Here is an 18,021-nt window from a genome sequence, read left to right as displayed (position 1 = left end):
CTTCACTGCGCGGTACCGAGCAACTGTCTGCGCAAGGTCGGCGCGCGCGTCGACGGATCAAGCCAGATGCCGAAGAAAGCCCGCGCGAATGCCGGATCGTCGAACTCACCAGTCATACGGTCACCGGCATAAAAACGCACACCCTTGTCCGGCAGATAGACCGCACTTAACTGGTCGCCGGGACCGACATCGACGAACGCCTGCAGCATATCCGCACGCCAGCGCGCCAACGTATCGGCTGGAATCGGCACGCTGGCAAGACGCTTGATCTCGCTGATGCCCGCATCGACGAACCGCTCGCGCTTGATGCCGCGAGCGTAAATGATGTGCAGCGCGAAGCGTTCGTCAAAGTCGACGGGTACGCGTTCGCTCCACATCTGCGCCCGATAGAGCTTGAAGCCGAACACGCTGAAATCGCCCTCGCCCACGAGGGTCGCTGACTGCACGTCGCCACGCCAGTCGGCGCAGGCGGCCGTCGCCCACAACACCAGCGCGATCGCCGCGAGTGCACGCATATCAGTCCGCTGACGTAAGCACGAATTGCATCACGTCGGTGCGTCCTTCGTCGAAGCCGGCTTCGCAGTACGCCAGATACAACCGCCACGTCCGCACGAAAATCTCATCGAAGCCTTGCGTGCGGATCGTATCGAGTTGCGCTTCGAACGCGCTGCGCCAGCGGCGCAGGGTCTCGGCATAATCGCGTCCGAATGCCAACGACGTACGCGCCGTGAGCTTGCCTCGCCGCGCCGCTTCGATGAAACGCTGCGGGCTCGGCAACATGCCGCCCGGGAAAATGAATTCGCGGATGAAGTCACTGGTTGCGCGATAGGCGGCGAAGTGCGAGTCGTCGATCGTGATGGTTTGCACGAGCGCGCGCGCGCCGGGCAGGAGGCGTTCGCGCAAGATGCGAAAGTAAGTCGGCCAGAATTTCTCGCCGACGGCTTCGAACATCTCGATCGATACGAAGCTGTCGTATTGGCCCGTCAGCGTACGGTAGTCGCGCAGCTCAAGATTCACCCGGTCACTCAGGCCTGCCTCACTCACACGCTGCTGGGCGAATTCAAGCTGCGCTGGTGAGATCGTTATGCCGTGCACGTGAATGCCCTGGCGCGCCGCGTGCATCGCAAACCCGCCCCAACCACAGCCGATTTCCAGAATGTGCATGCCTTCGCGCAAACCGAGCGTGTCGATGATGCGTTGATACTTCGCATGTTGTGCGGCTTCGAGCGATTGATAGAAATTGCCGTCGAACACCGCGCTCGAATAGGTGAACGTCGAATCCAGCCACTGAGCGTAGAACGCGTTGCCGATATCGTAGTGCGCGTGAATATTGCGCTGGCTGCCCGCACGCGTATTGCGCCTGAGCTTATGACGCAGTCCGTACCAGAGTTGCGCGAGCCAGCCGCCGTAAACAGTACGTTGCAGCGCGCGCTCGTTGCGAATCGCGACGCGCAGCAAGGCGGCCAGATCAGGCGTGTCCACCCAGAACGCGCGCCATGCGTCGGCGAAACCGATATCGCCTTTGCGCAGAATCGCGCCGCACGCACGCCAGTCGCGCAGCTCCAGGCGCGCGCCCGGCGCCGCGTGCGGATCGCCGAACACGCGCTGCTGACCGTCGGGCGTGATCAACACCAGATGGCCAACCTGAATCCGTTCGAGCAAAGAGAGAAACAGACGGCCCGAAGCGGGGACGGTTCGGTGTTCGCTCAGGGTTCTTGAAAGCGCCATGGCTGAATCTCCTCAATCGGACGAAATGGGGCGCACAGCGGCGGACGGTTGGCCGGCTGCGGCGTGATTGGCAGGTGTGTCGGCGGTGCCGGCCGGCGCGGGATGTTTGCCGTAGAACGGCGCTTTCTTGATGGCAAGGCGCAACGCCTGCCAATGAATGCGTGCGACGACGCCGACGGTCAACAACGGCTGGCGGATCAACGCGCCGAGCGCCGTCGAGCGCGTTAAGGGTTTCAATCGGCCACCCAGCGCCGTGCGGATCAGCAAACCGTCAACGTCCTGATAGTCGATTGAGACCAACGCGCTGTTTGGCGTCTCTCTCACACGAAATTCGTAGGTCCCTTCGACGCGGCAAAATGGCGACACGTGCAGCACTTTTCGGCATTTGAGCTCCGTTTCAGCCGTGATCGGCGCGTTGCCCACGGCACTCAGCAGATAGCTGTGACGATCGCCGAAGGTATTGCGCACCTCAGTCAGCAGCGCGCGCAAACGACCGTCGCGATCGTGGCAAAACCAGAAACTGACCGGATTGAACGCATAGCCGAACACACGCGGAAACGCTTGCAGCCAGATCTTGCCGTCCGCTGCTTCAATACCTGCCGCCGATAGTTGCGCGCGCATCCATGTGGCGAGATCGCTGCCGTCGCGTGGGCCGTGATCGCGTTGGTGCAAGCTGAGCGGCCGCCAGCGATCGACGCCGAACCAGCCGCGATCGAGTGACGCAAGACGATCCAGGTCGCAGCGCACGCAAAACACCGGGTACGTGAAGCGATGATGCTTCGGCCGCAGACGCTCGTGCATCACCTGGCCCGTCAAAATCCAGGCAGCCGGATCAACGTTGGTTTCGACGTGAGCCGGATTCATAGTTTGGCCCACGCCGGCGATGAGCCGAAATCGGCGGCCACGCGCAGTGCCGATTTCAGACCGTCCTCGTGAAAACCATAGCCCGTCCATGCGCCCGCAAACCATGTTCGACGCTTGCCTTGCAGCGACGGCAAACGGTGTTGCGCATCGATGGCGGCCAGATCGAACAACGGATGGTCGTAGACGAAGCGGCGCAACTCGGTGCCCGGCGCGGGCTGCGTCACCGGATTAAGCGTGACGACAAGCGGTGTTCTGAACGGCAGCGGCTGCAGTTGATTGACCAGATAACTGACGCACACCGGATGCGTGCCGTCCACCGCGCGGCTCCCCAGATAATTCCACGCCGACCACACACGCTGACGACGCGGCAGCAGATTCGTATCCGTATGCAGCACCGCGACGTTCGGCTGGTAGCGCACGGCGCCCAGCACGTTGCGCTCGTCCTGATCGGCGTCGTTGTCCAGCAGGCGCAGCGAGGTCGGCGCGTGCGTGGCGAGCACCAGCGCGTCGAAGCGCTCCGTACCCTTGTCCGTGAAGACATCGACGCCGTCTGCATCGCGTCGCACACCTTTGACTGCGGTGCCGATACGGACGTCGTCTAGCGTGCCGACGATACGCCGCACATACTCGCGTCCTCCTCCGACCACCGTTTTCCACTGCGGCCGGCGGTTCACCTGAAGCAGCGCATGGTTCAGACAAAAGCGCAGGAACGTGGTGGCCGGGAACGCGAGAATGTCGGCGGTCGCGCTCGACCAGATCGCCGCGGCCATCGGCAGCAGGTAGTGGCGCTGGAACGCGCCGCCGTAGCCACCGGCCGTCAGCAGTTCGCCCATCGATGCGCGTGTTTCTATCGCGAGATCGAGATTGCTTTGCGCGCTGCTGTTGAAACGCATGATGTCGCGCAGCATGCCGATGAAGGTCGGCGAGAACAGGTTGCGACGTTGCGCGAACACGGTGTTCAGGCTGGTGCCGGCCCATTCGAGCCGGCCTTCGTCGAGCGAGACCGAGAAGGTCATTTCACTCGGATGCGACTCGACGCCCAGTTCGGCGAACAGCGCAATCAGGTTCGGATAGGTGCGGTCGTTGAAAACCAGGAAGCCCGTGTCGACGGGATGCGTGTGGCCCTCGAGCGTGACGTCCACCGTGTTGGTATGGCCACCCGCGTAGCCTGCCGACTCAAACAGCGTGACCTGATGGTTGCGCGCCAGCAAATAGGCGCTGGCTAAACCCGAAATACCGGCGCCGATAACCGCGACCCGCGAGCCGCGCGGTAGTGGTGAGGTCGGTGCGGAATGGGTCATTGGCGCGTCTCCTGGTTTCAGGGGCGCGCGGTTGGTTAGTTGGGTATGGCGGGGGTTGCGCGTCCTTGAGGGGATTTACGCAGCGGGGGTTGAAACGGATGCAAATCTGGCGGATTTTGGGCGGCAGACACGGGCACGCGACCCGGCGAGACAGAGCTAGCCGGCGTACGACGTCCTCACATTGGCAATCAGGCCGTGTTGTTCATGCCGGGCCGCGAAGGCCCGGCATGAAAAATCTACCGCCTCAGCGCACCGGAATGATCAGGTGCTGACCGATCAGGATGAGGTTGGGGTTTGGCAGGTTATTGCGCTTCTGCACGTCAACAAATCGCGCACCGCTTCCCAACTGGCTCGCGGCAATGGCATTCAGCGTGTCGCCTGAGCGGACCACGTAGGTCTTCTCGCCGCCGGTCGCAGCGGTGGTGAGCACCTGGTCGCTGATGAAGTATTTACGCAGCAGGTCCAGATAGGCCGGCGACTGCTTGACCTTCGCGATCGCGGAATTCAGGTAGATCAGGAGCGCGCTGTCTTCCTTGCGTACGCCGATTTTGTACGCGAGGTTGGAACCGTCCAGCTTCGTGACCGCGAACGTCAGATCGGTGCCCTTGATCTCCGATACCCCGAACGGATAGTCGTAGACGATGGCGTCGACCTGATGGTCGTCCAGGAAGTGCGACATCCAGGAACGCTGGCCTTCGATACTCGCATCCGATAGTTCGACGATCTTGCTATTCGGGAACGCTTTCTGGACATACGCTTTCACGTCCGGATCGCCCTGCAGCACGCCGACCGTTTTGCCCGCCAGATCGGCGGCGGAGCGGACCGGCGAACCCTTGGCGACGATCAACGAATAGCCGAAGTCCTCCACATAGGGAATCGAATAGACGACGCCGCTCGGGGTGTTGTCGGGGAACGTCAGGCCGTCCATGGCGACGTCGACGACCGCGTTGCCCTGCTTGTCGGTTTTCGTCAGTTGATCGGGGACTGCCGGATACGTATCCACGCCGTGGTGCGTGTCGACGGCGATGGTCGGATGGTCGCCCGAGGTGAACTCTTTCTGGGCGAACAGCAGATTGGCGAAGTCGACGTTGAAGCCTTGCGGCTTGCCGTTGTCTTCCGAGTAAAACGGCCGCGAGGGATTTTCGACACTGACGCGCACGACACCGTTGCCGAGGATCGACTTCAGCGTGTCCTTGTTGGGCACGAAACCGTCCGGATTGCTCGGTGCCGGCGTTTTGACGTCGGCGCTGCTGGGGTTGCCGGTGTCGACCGCATTCGCCCCGCCATTCACCCCGCCATTCACCGCGACGGTGTCCTTGTCGGCGCTCTGGCTGCTGTTAAGTGGATTTTTCAGGCCGCCTTCGTGGATATACCAGCCGGCAGCCAGCAAGATCAGGAAAAGAACCGAACCCAGAATTTTCTTCATTATTTTTTGATCGAGTTGAGTAGTCGAGCGGTGAGCGCCAGATTATTTGGGCGCCGCGGGCGAGCCGAGTTGCTGGGCGGGCTGACTGATCGCGCCTATCTCGGTAGCGGCCTTGGCTTGCTGCACTTCCGCGCTTTCCATCAGCGACGTTTCCATTTCGGAAAATGCTTTGTTGACCGAGTTCATCACCGAATCGAGTGCGGCGTCGGTTTTGATTTGCGCGAACGTGTCGCTCGATTGCATGCCGGCGATCTTGTTCATGCGTTGCGCGGATTGCGACATGTCCCACAGCGCTTTGGCCCGATCGATCGCGTCGGAGAATCGCTTGAGTTCGTCCTGAACCTGCTTGTAGCGCCCCTCGCGAAACGCGAGCAGTTTTCTCATCGTCGCGAGTTGGGTCTCAAAACGAGCCGCGTCTTCGGGATACTGCTTTTTGAACTGCGCGGTTTTATCTTCGAAGTTTTTTACTTCGGTGCGGAAATCGGTGATGCTCTTCTTGAACCGCTCGGCTCCTTCCTGCTTTTCGGCCAGTTCGTTGTAGAGCGTCTCGATCGGGTTTGACTTCGCTTCGTTCACGAACATCTTGACCTTCTGGTTCGCGAACTTCATGGCGAGAACGGGACCGAAGTTGATCGCCGCAAGCCCAATCACCGCCGCGAGGATCAGGCCGACCAGGCCTTTGACCAGCAGGATGGCGAGCGGCGCGCCGATGGCGATGCACAGCCCGATAATCGACCACTTGATGACTTTGTATTTCGTGCTGCTTCTGGTCGTGTCAACGACCGAATTGCCGACTGACATGTGAATCCCCTTTTGAAGCCTGTTTTACAAAACTGGTCTTGCAAACTGTTCGGGACATCGTTGTGGCTATGCGTTTGGTGTCTGTGTTTTTGGACTCGACGCGAAAACGCTGTATGACTTTACAGGCACTCAGGCGACTCGGGAAGTGCCACTTCTTTTTCACCCTGATTCGGCGGGTCACGAACTCGAATCGGCCTAATGGGCAATGGCTGCACGTGTCGAACGCAGGCGGAGATATTTATGACAAACAAGCATCGGATTATTTTCTAATTGCTTTCAATTCGTGCGTCTGCAGTGAGTGGATTCTTTCTTGCGACCTGAAACCGCACATGTCCATTATGTGAATCGCATAAATTTGATGCTGTGCTCGCTTTATTTGCATCGTTTTGGATGAAGCAAAGTTGGGTGGTGAAGAATGCCTCGCAGCGCAATCAAACGGGCGATGCGGAGGCGCGCAATGATCAAATGGTCCCGTAGCCAGCGACAGCATGGATAAAGAGAACGAATGACGATCGATTCAAATTAACGTTTCATATCCGATGCGTTCAAGGTGCCGGCCTGGCTCGCTCACGCGCCAGCCCGTACCGTCTCCCGCATCAATCTCCGTAGCACGGTGATGCTGCATACATTGCTAGCCAGACGCAAAGGGCTGACTACAATGTATTGATAAAAGCGAGATTGCAGGGGCGGTCGTCGGTCCATTCAGGCATAGCGGTCACTAGCGTGACGTTTCAATTCCTTCATTGGAGGCACGGCCATGACCTGCCTGAACGAAAGGATTGTCGGCGCAATATTCCTTGTTCTGAACGGATATGCGTTCGCGGGTGGCGTTGCCACCGACCTGCCCGAAGCGATGACCGTTGCGAACATCGCGCCTCTGCCCGAGACGGTTGCTCCGCCGATTCCGGAGCCACAACGGTATTTGCACCGCTATGAAATGGAATATCAGTCGGACCAGGGAAAGCCGTTTTACGCGCAAGTCGATAATTTCTATAGCACGCAGGCGATTCGCGAGTTCCGATTTGGCGCTGGGAGCGCGGCAACGCCAACGCCTGAGGCCGCGCCGCAGCAGACATCGAGTTATCTCAATCTAGGGCCGTCGACGGCGCCGCAACTCTCGATAGTCCAGTTGCCGAACACGACGCTAACGCTCGGTGCGCAACCGCAGCGAAGACTGTCGTTGAGCGTCAACGACTGGGTCTTTTCTGGAACTGCACGTGTGGCAGTTCTCCATTCGCACGATACGGGCGCGACGCTTTCTGTTTGGCATGGGTTTTGAGCCGGGCACGCGATTCAGACGACTCAAATTCGGACGACCCAAATTCGGACGACCCAAAAGCAAAACCCCCGCTGAACTTTCGCTCAGCGGGGGTTTTTAAATTTGGCGGAAAGGGTGAGATTCGAACTCACGGTACCCCTAAAGGTACACTGGATTTCGAGTCCAGCGCATTCGACCACTCTGCCACCTTTCCGGGTCTTCCAACTCACAGCAAACAAGGCTACTTGGTTGCAATTTCGTCAGATCCAAGCGGGTCGCTGCTTGGGAGAGAAAGATTATAGAACAGCTGAATCCGATTTCCAAGCCCCTCGGCCAAAAAATTTCAAAGGGACTTGGCAATCGGTAGCGGCCTTAACCGCGCATCAGCCCAGCGCCAATCAGGCCGCCGGCACTTCCAGCCGTTCCACTCCGCCGAGGTAAGGACGCAGCGCCACCGGTACCGTCACCGAGCCATCCGCGTTCTGGAAATTCTCCAGCACAGCCACGAGCGTACGGCCAACCGCCAGACCCGAACCGTTCAGCGTATGCACCAGCTCCGGCTTGCCTTGCGCATTGCGGAAACGCGCCTGCATCCGGCGAGCCTGGAACGACTCCGTGTTCGAGCAGCTCGAGATCTCGCGATACGTATTCTGCGCAGGCACCCACACTTCCAGGTCATACGTCTTGGCAGCCGAGAAACCCATGTCGCCTGTGCACAGCGTAATCACGCGGTACGGCAGTTCAAGCTTCTGCAGAATTGCCTCAGCGTGGCCGACCATCTGCTCCAGCGCGTCATACGACGTTTCCGGCGCGACGATCTGCACCATCTCGACCTTGTCGAACTGATGCTGGCGGATGAGCCCACGCGTGTCACGGCCATACGAACCCGCTTCCGAGCGGAAGCACGGCGAATGCGCGGTGAGCTTGATCGGCAACGTGTCCGCTTCGACGATGCTGTCGCGCACCGTGTTTGTCAGCGAAATTTCCGAAGTCGAAATCAGATACTGCGTGACCGTATTCTCTTCACCGCCCTTCTCGACGCGGAACATGTCGTCGGCGAATTTCGGCAGTTGGCCGGTGCCGTACAGAATCTCAGGATTCACGATATACGGCGTGTACACCTCGGTGTAGCCGTGGTGCAGCGTGTGCGTGTCGATCATGAACTGCGCCAGCGCGCGATGCAGCCGCGCAATCTGTCCGCGCAGCAAGGTAAAACGCGCGCCCGACAGTTTTGCGCCGGTCTCAAAATCGAGGCCGAGCGGCGTGCCGACGTCGACGTGATCCTTCACCTCAAAATCGAACTGGCGAGGCGTGCCCCAGCGGCGTACTTCGACGTTCTCGGTTTCGTCCTTGCCTGCGGGCACGCTTTCGTGCGCCAGGTTCGGCACGCCGAGCAGCAGGTCGGACAGACGCTTCTGGATGTCGTCCAGCTTGGCCGCCGACGCTTTCATCTCGTCGCCGATACCGCCCACTTCGGCCATCAGCGCCGACGTATCCTCGCCCCGCCCTTTCATCCCGCCGATCTGCTTCGACAGGGTGTTGCGGCGCGCCTGCATCTCTTCGGTACGGGTCTGGGTGTCGCGGCGTTCCGCTTCGAGGGCGGCGAAGGCCGCCACGTCGAGGGTATAGCCGCGGTCGGCGAGGCGTTTGGCGACGCCGTCGAGGTCTTTGCGCAGCAGCTGGATGTCGAGCATGGGACGGGGCAGGTGTTCGTTGTATGAAGCAGCGATTTTAGCGCACCGGCGCGGGCGGCCGGTGCGTTAGATGGTCAAGGCGTGCGGAATGGCGGCACGGCATCTGAAACGACCGCAGAAGCACGGGCGAAAAGGCTCAGCCCTTTTTCGGCTTGTTCTCGCTGCGCCACTGCGCGTCGAGCTCGGCCAGACGCGCCATCTTGTCGCCGATCTTGCCTTCAAGACCGCGCGGCGTCGGCTCGTACCAATGCGGGTCGCGCATGTTGTCCGGCAGATAGGTCTCGCCAGCCGCGTAGGCATCGGGTTCGTCGTGCGCGTAACGGTATTCGTGACCGTAGCCAAGTTCCTTCATCAGCTTGGTCGGCGCGTTACGCAGATGCACCGGCACGCCGCGCGACTGGTCCTTGCTGACGAACCGCCGAGCCTCGTTGTAGGCGTTGTACCCGGCGTTCGACTTCGGCGCGACCGCCAGATAGATGATCGCCTGCGCCAGCGCCAGTTCGCCTTCGGGTGTGCCGAGGCGCTCGTAGGTTTCGGAGGCGTCGAGCGCGATGCGGGCCGCGCGCGGGTCGGCGAGGCCGATGTCTTCCCACGCCATGCGCACGATGCGCCGCGCGAGATAACGCGGATCCGCGCCGCCGTCGAGCATGCGGCAGAACCAGTACAGCGCGCCGTCCGGGCTGCTGCCGCGCACCGATTTATGCAACGCGCTGATCTGGTCGTAAAATGCGTCGCCGCCTTTGTCGAAGCGGCGCAGATTCTCGGCGAGCGCGCTGCCAAGCAAAGCGCCGTCGATTTCGGTGCTCTTTTGCTGGGCCGCCGCGCGCGCGACGATTTCCAGGTTGTTCAGCAGCTTGCGGCCGTCGCCGTCGGCGGAACCGATCAGGGCGTCGCGGGCTTCGTCTGTGAACGTAAGGCCGCCGAGTTCTTTTTGCGCGCGATCGAGCAGTTCTCGTTGTTCTTCGTCGGTGAGGCTTTTCAGCACGTAGACGGCGGCTCGCGAGAGCAACGCGCTGTTCACCTCGAACGACGGATTCTCGGTCGTCGCGCCGACAAACACGAACAGCCCCGACTCGACGTGCGGCAAGAACGCGTCCTGCTGGCTCTTGTTGAAGCGATGCACTTCGTCGACGAACACGAGCGTCTGGTGCCCGTTCGCGCGATGAATCTGCGCGGTCTCAACGGCTTCGCGGATATCCTTCACGCCCGAGAGCACCGCGGACAACGCGATGAACTCGGCATGAAACGCGTCGGCCATGAGCCGCGCGAGCGTGGTTTTGCCGACGCCGGGCGGGCCCCAGAGGATCATCGAATGGGCTTCGCCGGATTCGAAAGCGACCCGCAACGGCTTGTTCTGGCCGAGCAGGTGCTTCTGGCCGATCACTTCGTCGATATTGCGGGGCCGCAGGCGTTCGGCGAGCGGAACATTGGCACGGGTTTCTTCAAACATGACGTTTTGGGGATAATCTCGGCTTTTCCGGACGCGGTCCGTATGAAGGCGGCGTGCTGCCGGATGGACAAAGCCGGCACGCAAAGGTGCGGGCAACGTCGAGCATTATGACAGCGACGGCGCCCGGGCGATGGCCGTGCGCTGTGCCGGAGCGATTCGAGCAGCAAGGTTCGAGCAAGATCATGAGTGGTGAACAGCGCAAAAAGCACCCGAATCAGCAGGCTAACGAGACCGATAACCGCGCAGATCGCTCAGCTGGCAAAATCGCAGCCTGATAAGCGCGCCGCTTAGCCCGTAATCTCGCCGACAGCCTGACAGGCTATCATCGCGCGCGGTTTGACCGGCAACACCGGCATCGCACACGAATTTAGAAGCAACACCAACCGCAACTACGTTGCATGGGACCGGAGTAACGCACTAACGCCGGTCGACACAGGGACAAGATTAGATGGCACAAGATCCACTCGCCGGCGACGCCGGCTCCACCTACGCACCGCTCACGCCGGTGCCCGACGCGCGCCGCGCCTTCCGCACCGGCGACGCTTTCGCGCTCTGGTTCTCGCTCGGCATCGGCCTGCTGGTCGCGCAGGCGGGCGCGCTGCTGGTGCCCGGGCTGTCGCTGCCGCATGCGTTGCTGGCGATCGTGATCGGCAGCGTGATCGGCGTCGTATTGCTGGCGCTGGCCGGCGTGATCGGCACGGATACCGGGCTCGCGGCGATGTCGTCGTTGCGGCCGACGCTCGGGGTACGAGGCGCCTCGGTGCCTGCCGTGCTGAACGCGGTGCAACTGGTCGGCTGGGGCTCGTTCGAGGTGATCGTGATGCGCGATTCCGCCGATGCGCTCGCCAAGCAGGCCTTCGGTTTCTCGATGCCGCTGATCTGGACCGTGATCTTCGGTTTGCTTGCAACGCTGCTGGCGATCAGCGGCCCGCTGTCGTTCGTGCGGCGATTTCTGCGCACGTGGGGCATCTGGCTGCTGCTGGCCGGCGCCGCGTGGCTCTCGTGGAATCTGCTTGCCAAGCACGATCTGGCCGAGTTGATGCGCCGTCCGGGCACTGGCGAGATGTCGTTCGGCGGAGCAATCGACCTGGTGGTCGCGATGCCGCTTTCGTGGCTGCCGCTGATCGCCGACTACACACGCTTCGGCCGACGCCCCGGCGAGACGTTCCGCGGCACGCTGCTCGGCTATGGCATTGCGAACATCTGGTTTTACGCGCTCGGCGCGATCTACGGTCTCGCGGCCGGCGGTGGCGATGCGCTCTTGACCGGCGCGCTGGCGCAAGCAGGCGGCGGTCTCGCCCTGCTGCTGATCCTGATCGACGAAGTGGACAACGCGTTCGCCGACATCCACTCGGCAGCGGTCTCGACCGGCACGTTCTGGACGCGCGGCAGCGTGCCGTTGTTGTCGGCGGCATTCGGCGCGCTGTGCACGGCGATCGCCTTGCTCGTGCCGATGGCGAAGTATCAGAACTTCCTGCTGCTGATCGGCTCGGTGTTCGCGCCGCTGTTCGGCGTGGTGCTGGTGGATCACTTCATCGTGCGCAAGCGTCGCATTGAAGCCGCCGTGCTCGGCGATGTGCGCGGCCGTTACGGCTTCTCGGGAGGCTGGCATCTGAGCGCATTTATCTCGTGGGCAATCGGGATCGCCGCGTATCAGGTGATCAATCAATGGCTGCCGAATCTGGGGGCTACGTTGCCCGCGTTGGTCATCGGCGCGGCATGTTATCTGGCGCTGGTGTCGGCGCGGAAGACTGCCTACGCTTGAGTCGCTGGAGCATCACTGCAATGAAGAAAAGGCCTGCAAATGCAGGCCTTTTCTCTTTATGCGCCATCAAGCTTGATCAGCTCAATACGCAGTTCAACGCTTCGACGCCCGATACTCGACACCCGGCAACACACACAGCAATTCGAACGCGAGATTCGCACCGAGCAATGCGGTCGTGCCGAACGGATCGTACGGCGGTGCCACCTCAACCAGATCGCAGCCGACGATGTTCAAGCCATGCGAGCCGCGAATGATTTCCAGCGCCTGCGGCACCGTCAAACCGGCGATTTCCGGCGTGCCCGTACCCGGCGCAAACGCCGGATCGATACCGTCGATGTCGAAGGTGATGTACACCGGACCGTCGCCCATGCGTTCACGCACACGCGCCATCAGCGGCGCCAGCGACTGGTTCCAGCACGCCTCGGCCTGCACGACTTCGAAGCCCTGATCGCGGCACCAGTCGAAGTCTTCAGCCGCGTAGCCCGTGCCACGCAGACCGATCTGCACGACGCGGTCGCAATCCAGCAAGCCCTCCTCCACCGCGCGACGGAACGGCGTGCCGTGCGCGATCTTCTCGCCCATCATCGTGTCGTTGACGTCGGCATGCGCATCCACGTGAATCAGACCGACCTTGCCGTGCTTGCGATGAATCGCGCGCAGGATCGGCAGCGCGATCGTGTGATCGCCGCCCAGTGTGATCGGCTTGCAGTTGTGCTGGAGAATTTCGTCGTAGGCGGTTTCGATGCGCCTGATCGAATCGTGCAGGTTGTACGGATTGATTGCGACATCGCCGAGATCGGCCACGCGCAGCGAATCGAACGGCGCGGCGCGGGTGGCCATGTTGTACGGACGCAGCAGCACCGATTCGCTGCGAATCTGGCGCGGCCCGAAGCGCGCGCCGGTGCGGTTCGAGGTGCCGAGATCGAACGGCACGCCCACGAAGCAGGCGTCGAACCCTTCGGCCGAGCCGACGTTCGGCAGCCTCATCATCGTCGCAATGCCGCCGCAGCGAGGCATGGCGTTGCCGGACAGCGGCTGCGGCCGTTCACCGGCGTCGGGGGAAATGAAGGAGGAAGTATTCATCGTGTCTCGGCAATGAAAAGAGGGGCAGTAAGCAAATACGTGCAACCGGCCGAGGGATCAATAGAAAAAGCGCACCTTGCCGGGCGAATCTCGATTCTTGAGCAGTTTCCCGCAAGTTAAAATACGAACAGAATAAACTTCACATTGATTCGTAGCGATGTATCCTGCCGTATGTTCTCCCAACTCACCGATCTTGACCTGCGGCTGATCCGCGTCTTCCTCGCCATCGTCGACGCCGGCGGCGTCTCGCCGGCCCAGGCCACGCTCAACGTCGGCCAGTCGACCATCAGCACGCAACTCGCCACGCTGGAAACGCGCCTCGGTTACCGGCTGTGCGAGCGCGGCCGGGGCGGCTTCAGCCTGACCGCGCGCGGCGAGCAATTTATCGACGCAGCCCGCGCCCTACTGTCCGCCGTCGATACGTTCGGCATGCAGGCGCGCAATGTCGGCCGCAAACTGGTCGGCACGCTCGATATTGGCATGATCGGCCACACGCCGGTATCGGCAAGCGCGCGCATCAGCGATGCGATCGGCCGGTTTCGGGCACGCGATCAGTCGGTGCGGTTTTCGATTCTGGTGCGCTCGCCGGGTGAACTCGAAGAACTGCTGCTGAACGGCCGCATTCAGATCGGCATCGGCTATTTCTGGCATCGCGTGCCGTCGCTCGAATACACCGAGGTGTTCGCCGAAGATCAGTTCGCGTATTGCGCGAAGGGACATCCGCTGTTCGCTTCTGCCGGCGAAGTGCCCCCCGTCGAAGCCGCGGCTCACGAATGGGCGTGGCGCAGTTATCCCCTGCCGGAAGCCGAAAGTTCGACCTCGCCGCAGAACGTCACCGCCGTCGCGGACAACATGGAAGCGGTCGCGATGCTGGTGTTGTCAGGGCATCATCTCGGCTATTTGCCTGGGCATTTCGCGGCGCCGTTCGTGAAGCAAGGCTTGTTGGCCGCGTTGAATCCCGCACAGATGAAGTACCGCGTGGCGTTCCATATGGTCACGCGGGCGCGGCAGCATCGAACGGATATCGTTGAAGCGTTTATCGACGATATGAAGGCCGCGCATCCCATGCAGGTGCTGGAAGTGGATGAGTAGCGGTTCGGCGTTGCACGCGCCGCCAAAAGAAAAAGCCGCGCAACCGATGCGCGGCTTTTTCATTGCAGAGACAAATTGCGGCAGCTTAACCGTTGATCACATCCGCGCCCTTCGGCACCGTGAACTTGAACGCGTCGGCCGGTAGCGGCGGGTTCTTCTGAATGTTCGAGAACGTCAGCAGCGTCACGTTGCCGAACACATCGTGCAGCTCCATCGCTTCAAGATTGCCGTCCTTGAAGCCGATGCCAACGCGTTGAAACTGCGTGTCTTTCGCCTTGGGCGTCAGTTCGAGCCAGTCGATGCCGGCCTTCACGCCTGCATCATGCAGCGTGAAGTTCTTGTCCAGATCGTTGCTGCCGAACAGGATCGCCGCCGGGCTCGCGCCGAGCGCGCCGCCGAGACTGCGCACCGTCACCTGGTTCAGATCCTTGTCGTACACGTAGAGCTTGTCGCCGTCGGCCTGCAGCAGTTGCGCGTAGGGCTTCTCGTATTGCCAGATGAACTTGCCGGGGCGCGCGAACGTGAACGTGCCGCTCGACGTGCCAGTCTTGCCCGTCGTGGACAGGACACCGCTCGCACCGCTTGCACCCTGCGCCTTGCTCGGCGCGCGCACTTCCTGCTGCACGAAGGTACCGCGCGCGGAATGCACTTGCGCGACGAACGCCTTCAGTTGCTCGGTGCCGCTCGCGAATGCCTGCGACGCGACGAGCATCGACGCACCGATTGCCACACTGCCCAAGCCGCGCACGATCTTGCGCGCGAGTTGGCCGACACGGTTGGGTTGAGCACTCTGTCGAGCGTGCTGCTGCGCGAATAGCTGCATGGTGTTTTCTCCCTTGATTGAATTTGTTGGGCGGTCACGCCGGCGGATGGTGAGGACAGCGGCCGGGTGACCGTGGCGGCTAGCGTGAACCGCGCAGCTGAGGGACGAACCCTCAGCCTTGGGTCACAGCTTAAGCAAGAAGCCTTAAGCGGGGCTTATACGGCGTTTATGCCCTGCGTCTTGCCGCTGGTTCGGTGGGCTGGCCGTGTAGACCGCCTATTCCGCTTCTCGCGCCGGTGCAAGAATCTCTCGATTGCCGTTCGACGACATCGCCGACACCACGCCCGAGTTCTCCATCTGTTCGAGCAGGCGCGCCGCGCGGTTATAGCCGATGCGCAAATGCCGCTGCACCAGCGAGATCGACGCACGGCGGTTCTTCAGCACCACATCGACCGCCTGGTCGTACAACGGATCCGCCTCGCCGTCGCCCGAGCCGGATCCCCCGGCACCCGCTGAGCCTTCATCGCCCTCGCCCGTCACGCCACCTTCAAGGATGCCCTCGATATAGTTCGGCTCGCCCTGCTCCTTGAGCTTGTCGACGACGCGATGCACTTCCTCGTCCGACACGAACGCGCCGTGCACGCGCACCGGCAAACCGCTGCCCGGTGGCAGGTACAGCATGTCGCCCATACCGAGCAGCGACTCCGCGCCCTGCTGGTCGAGAATCGTGCGCGAGTCGATCTTCGATGACACCTGGAAGGCCATGCGCGTCGGCACGTTGGCCTTGATCAGGCCGGTGATCACGTCGACCGACGGACGTTGTGTAGCCAGAATCAGATGGATGCCGGCCGCGCGCGCTTTCTGCGCGATCCGCGCGATCAGCTCTTCAACCTTCTTGCCGACCACCATCATCAGGTCGGCCAATTCGTCAATCACGACGACGATGTTCGGCAGACGCGACAACGGTTCTGGATCGTCCGGCGTCAGGCTGAACGGATTCGGCAGCTTCTCTTCGCGCTTGGTGGCTTCGTCGATCTTGTTGTTGTAGCCGGCGAGGTTACGCACACCGAGCTTGCTCATCAGCTTGTAGCGGCGCTCCATTTCGGCCACCGCCCAATTGAGCGCGTGACCGGCCTGGCGCATGTCGGTGACCACCGGGCAGAGCAGATGCGGAATGCCTTCGTAGACGCTCATTTCGAGCATCTTCGGATCGATCAGGATCATGCGGACCTGGTCGGCGCTCGCCTTGTAGAGCAGCGAGAGGATCATCGCGTTGATACCCACCGACTTGCCCGAACCGGTCGTACCGGCCACCAGCAAGTGCGGCATTTTCGCGAGGTCGGCGCACACCGGCTTGCCGCCGATGTCCTTGCCCAGACCCATAGTGAGCGGCGAAGCCGCGTCCGCATAGACTGCCGAGCCGAGAATCTCCGAGAGACTCACGGTCTGACGGCGCTGGTTCGGCAACTCCAGCGCCATGAAATTCTTGCCCGGAATCGTTTCGACCACGCGAATCGACACCAGCGACAGCGAACGCGCGAGATCTTTGGCCAGACCGACGATCTGGCTGCCCTTCACACCGGTAGCCGGCTCGATTTCATAACGCGTAACGACCGGCCCCGGATACGCGGCGACCACGCTCACTTCGACGCCGAAGTCCTTGAGCTTCTTCTCGATCAGGCGCGAAGTGAATTCGAGCGTATCGGCGGAAATGGTTTCCTGCGCGGCCGGCGCTGCGTCGAGCAGCGAGATAGGCGGCAAGGTGGAGTCGCCCGGCAGGTCCGTGAACAGCGGCACTTGCCGCTCTTTCTCGACGCGCTCCGATTTGGCGGGCGTGACGATCGGCGGCACGATCATGACCGGCTCGTGTTCCTCGATCCGCACGCGGCCCTTTTCGACCTTGCCTTCGCGCTTCACGGCGGCGGCTTCGCCCAATTTACGGTCGCGGCCGGCCTCGCGGCGCAGCTTGGCGAAAGTGACCGCTGAGATGATCGACTCGCCGACCTTTTCCGACACCGACAACCACGAAAAACGGAAATACAGCGACAAACCGATGCCGAGCACGATAAGTAGGGCCAGCGTGCCGCCCGTGAAGCCGAGCGCATGCGATATGCCGCGCGCGACCGCCTCGCCGATTACGCCGCCCGGCGCCCGCGGCAACTGCACTTTCAGCGACCACATGCGCAGCGCTTCGATACCGTCGCAGGCGAGCAACACCAGCATGAACGCGAACGCGTCCGCGAACCAGCCGGCATCGCGCGGCGCGTCTTCCTGCAATTCCTCGTGACGGGTGATACGGCGGTAATTGGCCGAGATATGGCGGCCGAGCAGCACGATCCACCAGTAGGCGGACAGCCCGAACAGCAGCAGCAGGATGTCGGACGTCCACGCGCCGACGCGGCCCGCCCAGTTGGCGATATGGTCGACCTGCGCGGCGTGCGTCCAGCTCGGATCGTGCCGGCTGTAGCTGACGAGCGCCATGAGCAGGAACACGCCGAGCGCGACCTGCAAGATCCAGCGGATTTCGGTGAAAAGGCGCGACATGCGGTGCGGCAATGCCTGCGCGCTCGCGGAATAGGGAGCTTTTGCCATTGATCCTGTTGCTTGTGTGGCCGATTTGCCGCTGGAGTCGCGGCCCGAAGCGGCCCGAAGCGACCCTTAAGGCGGCTCCAGACCCGGTCCCGGCTGCCGGATCCATCGATGCGGCCTATTGTAAACGCAGTGCCTCACGCGAGGCTGTAAATGACGGTAACTTAGCCGATCGACCACACGAACGGCCGCCGAAGCCCGCGGCAA

The 18,021-nt window shown here is 61.8% G+C and carries 14 protein-coding genes and 1 tRNA gene; 3 read left to right on the top strand and 12 right to left on the bottom strand.

Annotated elements, in window-relative coordinates:
- Window positions 1–2: 2 nt before the first annotated feature.
- The 6 genes from R8871_RS38875 to R8871_RS23995 form a co-directional block, all read right to left on the bottom strand.
- Window positions 3–515 carry a chalcone isomerase family protein gene (locus R8871_RS38875; RefSeq protein WP_175052710.1) on the bottom strand — a complete coding sequence of 171 codons (513 nt, stop codon included), beginning with the start codon at window positions 513–515 and terminating at the stop codon, window positions 3–5.
- A gap of 1 nt (window position 516) precedes the next feature.
- Window positions 517–1,728, bottom strand: coding sequence for an SAM-dependent methyltransferase (locus R8871_RS24015; RefSeq protein ID WP_175052709.1), 1,212 nt, complete (start codon window positions 1,726–1,728; stop codon window positions 517–519).
- 12 nt (window positions 1,729–1,740) lie between these two features.
- Complete coding sequence (locus R8871_RS24010) at window positions 1,741–2,592, bottom strand: DUF1365 domain-containing protein (protein ID WP_175052708.1); 852 nt, start codon at window positions 2,590–2,592, stop codon at window positions 1,741–1,743.
- Window positions 2,589–3,893 carry an NAD(P)/FAD-dependent oxidoreductase gene (locus tag R8871_RS24005; RefSeq protein WP_175052707.1) on the bottom strand — a complete coding sequence of 435 codons (1,305 nt, stop codon included), beginning with the start codon at window positions 3,891–3,893 and terminating at the stop codon, window positions 2,589–2,591. The genes R8871_RS24010 and R8871_RS24005 overlap by 4 nt, the downstream gene beginning before the upstream one ends.
- A 244-nt stretch (window positions 3,894–4,137) precedes the next feature.
- Window positions 4,138–5,319 carry a transporter substrate-binding and LysM peptidoglycan-binding domain-containing protein gene (locus tag R8871_RS24000; protein ID WP_175052706.1) on the bottom strand — a complete coding sequence of 394 codons (1,182 nt, stop codon included), beginning with the start codon at window positions 5,317–5,319 and terminating at the stop codon, window positions 4,138–4,140.
- Between the two features lie 42 nt (window positions 5,320–5,361).
- Window positions 5,362–6,120 (bottom strand): hypothetical protein, encoded by a 759-nt coding sequence (locus tag R8871_RS23995; protein ID WP_175052705.1) that lies wholly within the window; start codon window positions 6,118–6,120, stop codon window positions 5,362–5,364.
- A gap of 757 nt (window positions 6,121–6,877) precedes the next feature.
- On the opposite strand from R8871_RS23995, the gene R8871_RS23990 reads away from it, so the two are divergent.
- Window positions 6,878–7,399, top strand: a complete 522-nt coding sequence (locus R8871_RS23990) for a hypothetical protein (RefSeq protein ID WP_175052704.1) — start codon at window positions 6,878–6,880, stop codon at window positions 7,397–7,399.
- A gap of 103 nt (window positions 7,400–7,502) precedes the next feature.
- Here R8871_RS23990 and R8871_RS23985 read toward each other — a convergent pair.
- The 3 genes from R8871_RS23985 to R8871_RS23975 all read right to left on the bottom strand — a co-directional run bounded on the left by R8871_RS23985 (window position 7,503) and on the right by R8871_RS23975 (window position 10,522).
- A tRNA-Ser gene (locus R8871_RS23985) sits at window positions 7,503–7,592 on the bottom strand.
- A 184-nt stretch (window positions 7,593–7,776) separates the two neighbouring features.
- Window positions 7,777–9,072 carry a serine--tRNA ligase gene (serS, locus tag R8871_RS23980; protein WP_175052703.1) on the bottom strand — a complete coding sequence of 432 codons (1,296 nt, stop codon included), beginning with the start codon at window positions 9,070–9,072 and terminating at the stop codon, window positions 7,777–7,779.
- A 136-nt stretch (window positions 9,073–9,208) separates the two neighbouring features.
- Window positions 9,209–10,522: a replication-associated recombination protein A gene (locus tag R8871_RS23975; RefSeq protein ID WP_175052702.1), complete on the bottom strand. Its 1,314-nt coding sequence runs from the start codon at window positions 10,520–10,522 to the stop codon at window positions 9,209–9,211.
- 448 nt (window positions 10,523–10,970) lie between these two features.
- Here R8871_RS23975 and cytX point away from each other — a divergent pair, with 448 nt between their 5' ends.
- On the top strand, window positions 10,971–12,287 hold the full coding sequence (cytX, locus tag R8871_RS23970; protein ID WP_175052701.1) for a putative hydroxymethylpyrimidine transporter CytX: 1,317 nt from the start codon (window positions 10,971–10,973) through the stop codon (window positions 12,285–12,287).
- A gap of 93 nt (window positions 12,288–12,380) precedes the next feature.
- On the opposite strand, the gene speB is transcribed toward cytX, so the two are convergent.
- The gene (gene speB / locus R8871_RS23965) at window positions 12,381–13,370 is read right to left on the bottom strand and encodes an agmatinase (RefSeq protein WP_175052700.1); all 990 of its coding nucleotides are present in this window, start codon (window positions 13,368–13,370) and stop codon (window positions 12,381–12,383) included.
- A gap of 171 nt (window positions 13,371–13,541) precedes the next feature.
- Between speB and R8871_RS23960 the strand changes: the two genes are divergently transcribed.
- A complete protein-coding gene (locus R8871_RS23960) occupies window positions 13,542–14,462 on the top strand; it encodes a LysR family transcriptional regulator (protein WP_175052699.1) in 921 nt (306 codons plus the stop codon).
- A gap of 85 nt (window positions 14,463–14,547) precedes the next feature.
- Here R8871_RS23960 and lolA read toward each other — a convergent pair whose 3' ends face one another.
- Both lolA and R8871_RS23950 read right to left on the bottom strand, forming a co-directional pair.
- Window positions 14,548–15,285, bottom strand: coding sequence for an outer membrane lipoprotein chaperone LolA (gene lolA / locus R8871_RS23955; RefSeq protein WP_175052698.1), 738 nt, complete (start codon window positions 15,283–15,285; stop codon window positions 14,548–14,550).
- A 216-nt stretch (window positions 15,286–15,501) separates the two neighbouring features.
- Entirely contained in the window at window positions 15,502–17,817 is a 2,316-nt protein-coding gene (locus tag R8871_RS23950; RefSeq protein ID WP_175052697.1) for a DNA translocase FtsK, read from the bottom strand.
- Between the last annotated feature and the right edge of the window lie 204 nt (window positions 17,818–18,021).

This window comes from Paraburkholderia sediminicola (assembly GCF_902859805.1).
Taxonomy (GTDB): domain Bacteria; phylum Pseudomonadota; class Gammaproteobacteria; order Burkholderiales; family Burkholderiaceae; genus Paraburkholderia; species Paraburkholderia sediminicola.
This window is presented reverse-complemented; position numbering and strand designations above follow the sequence as displayed.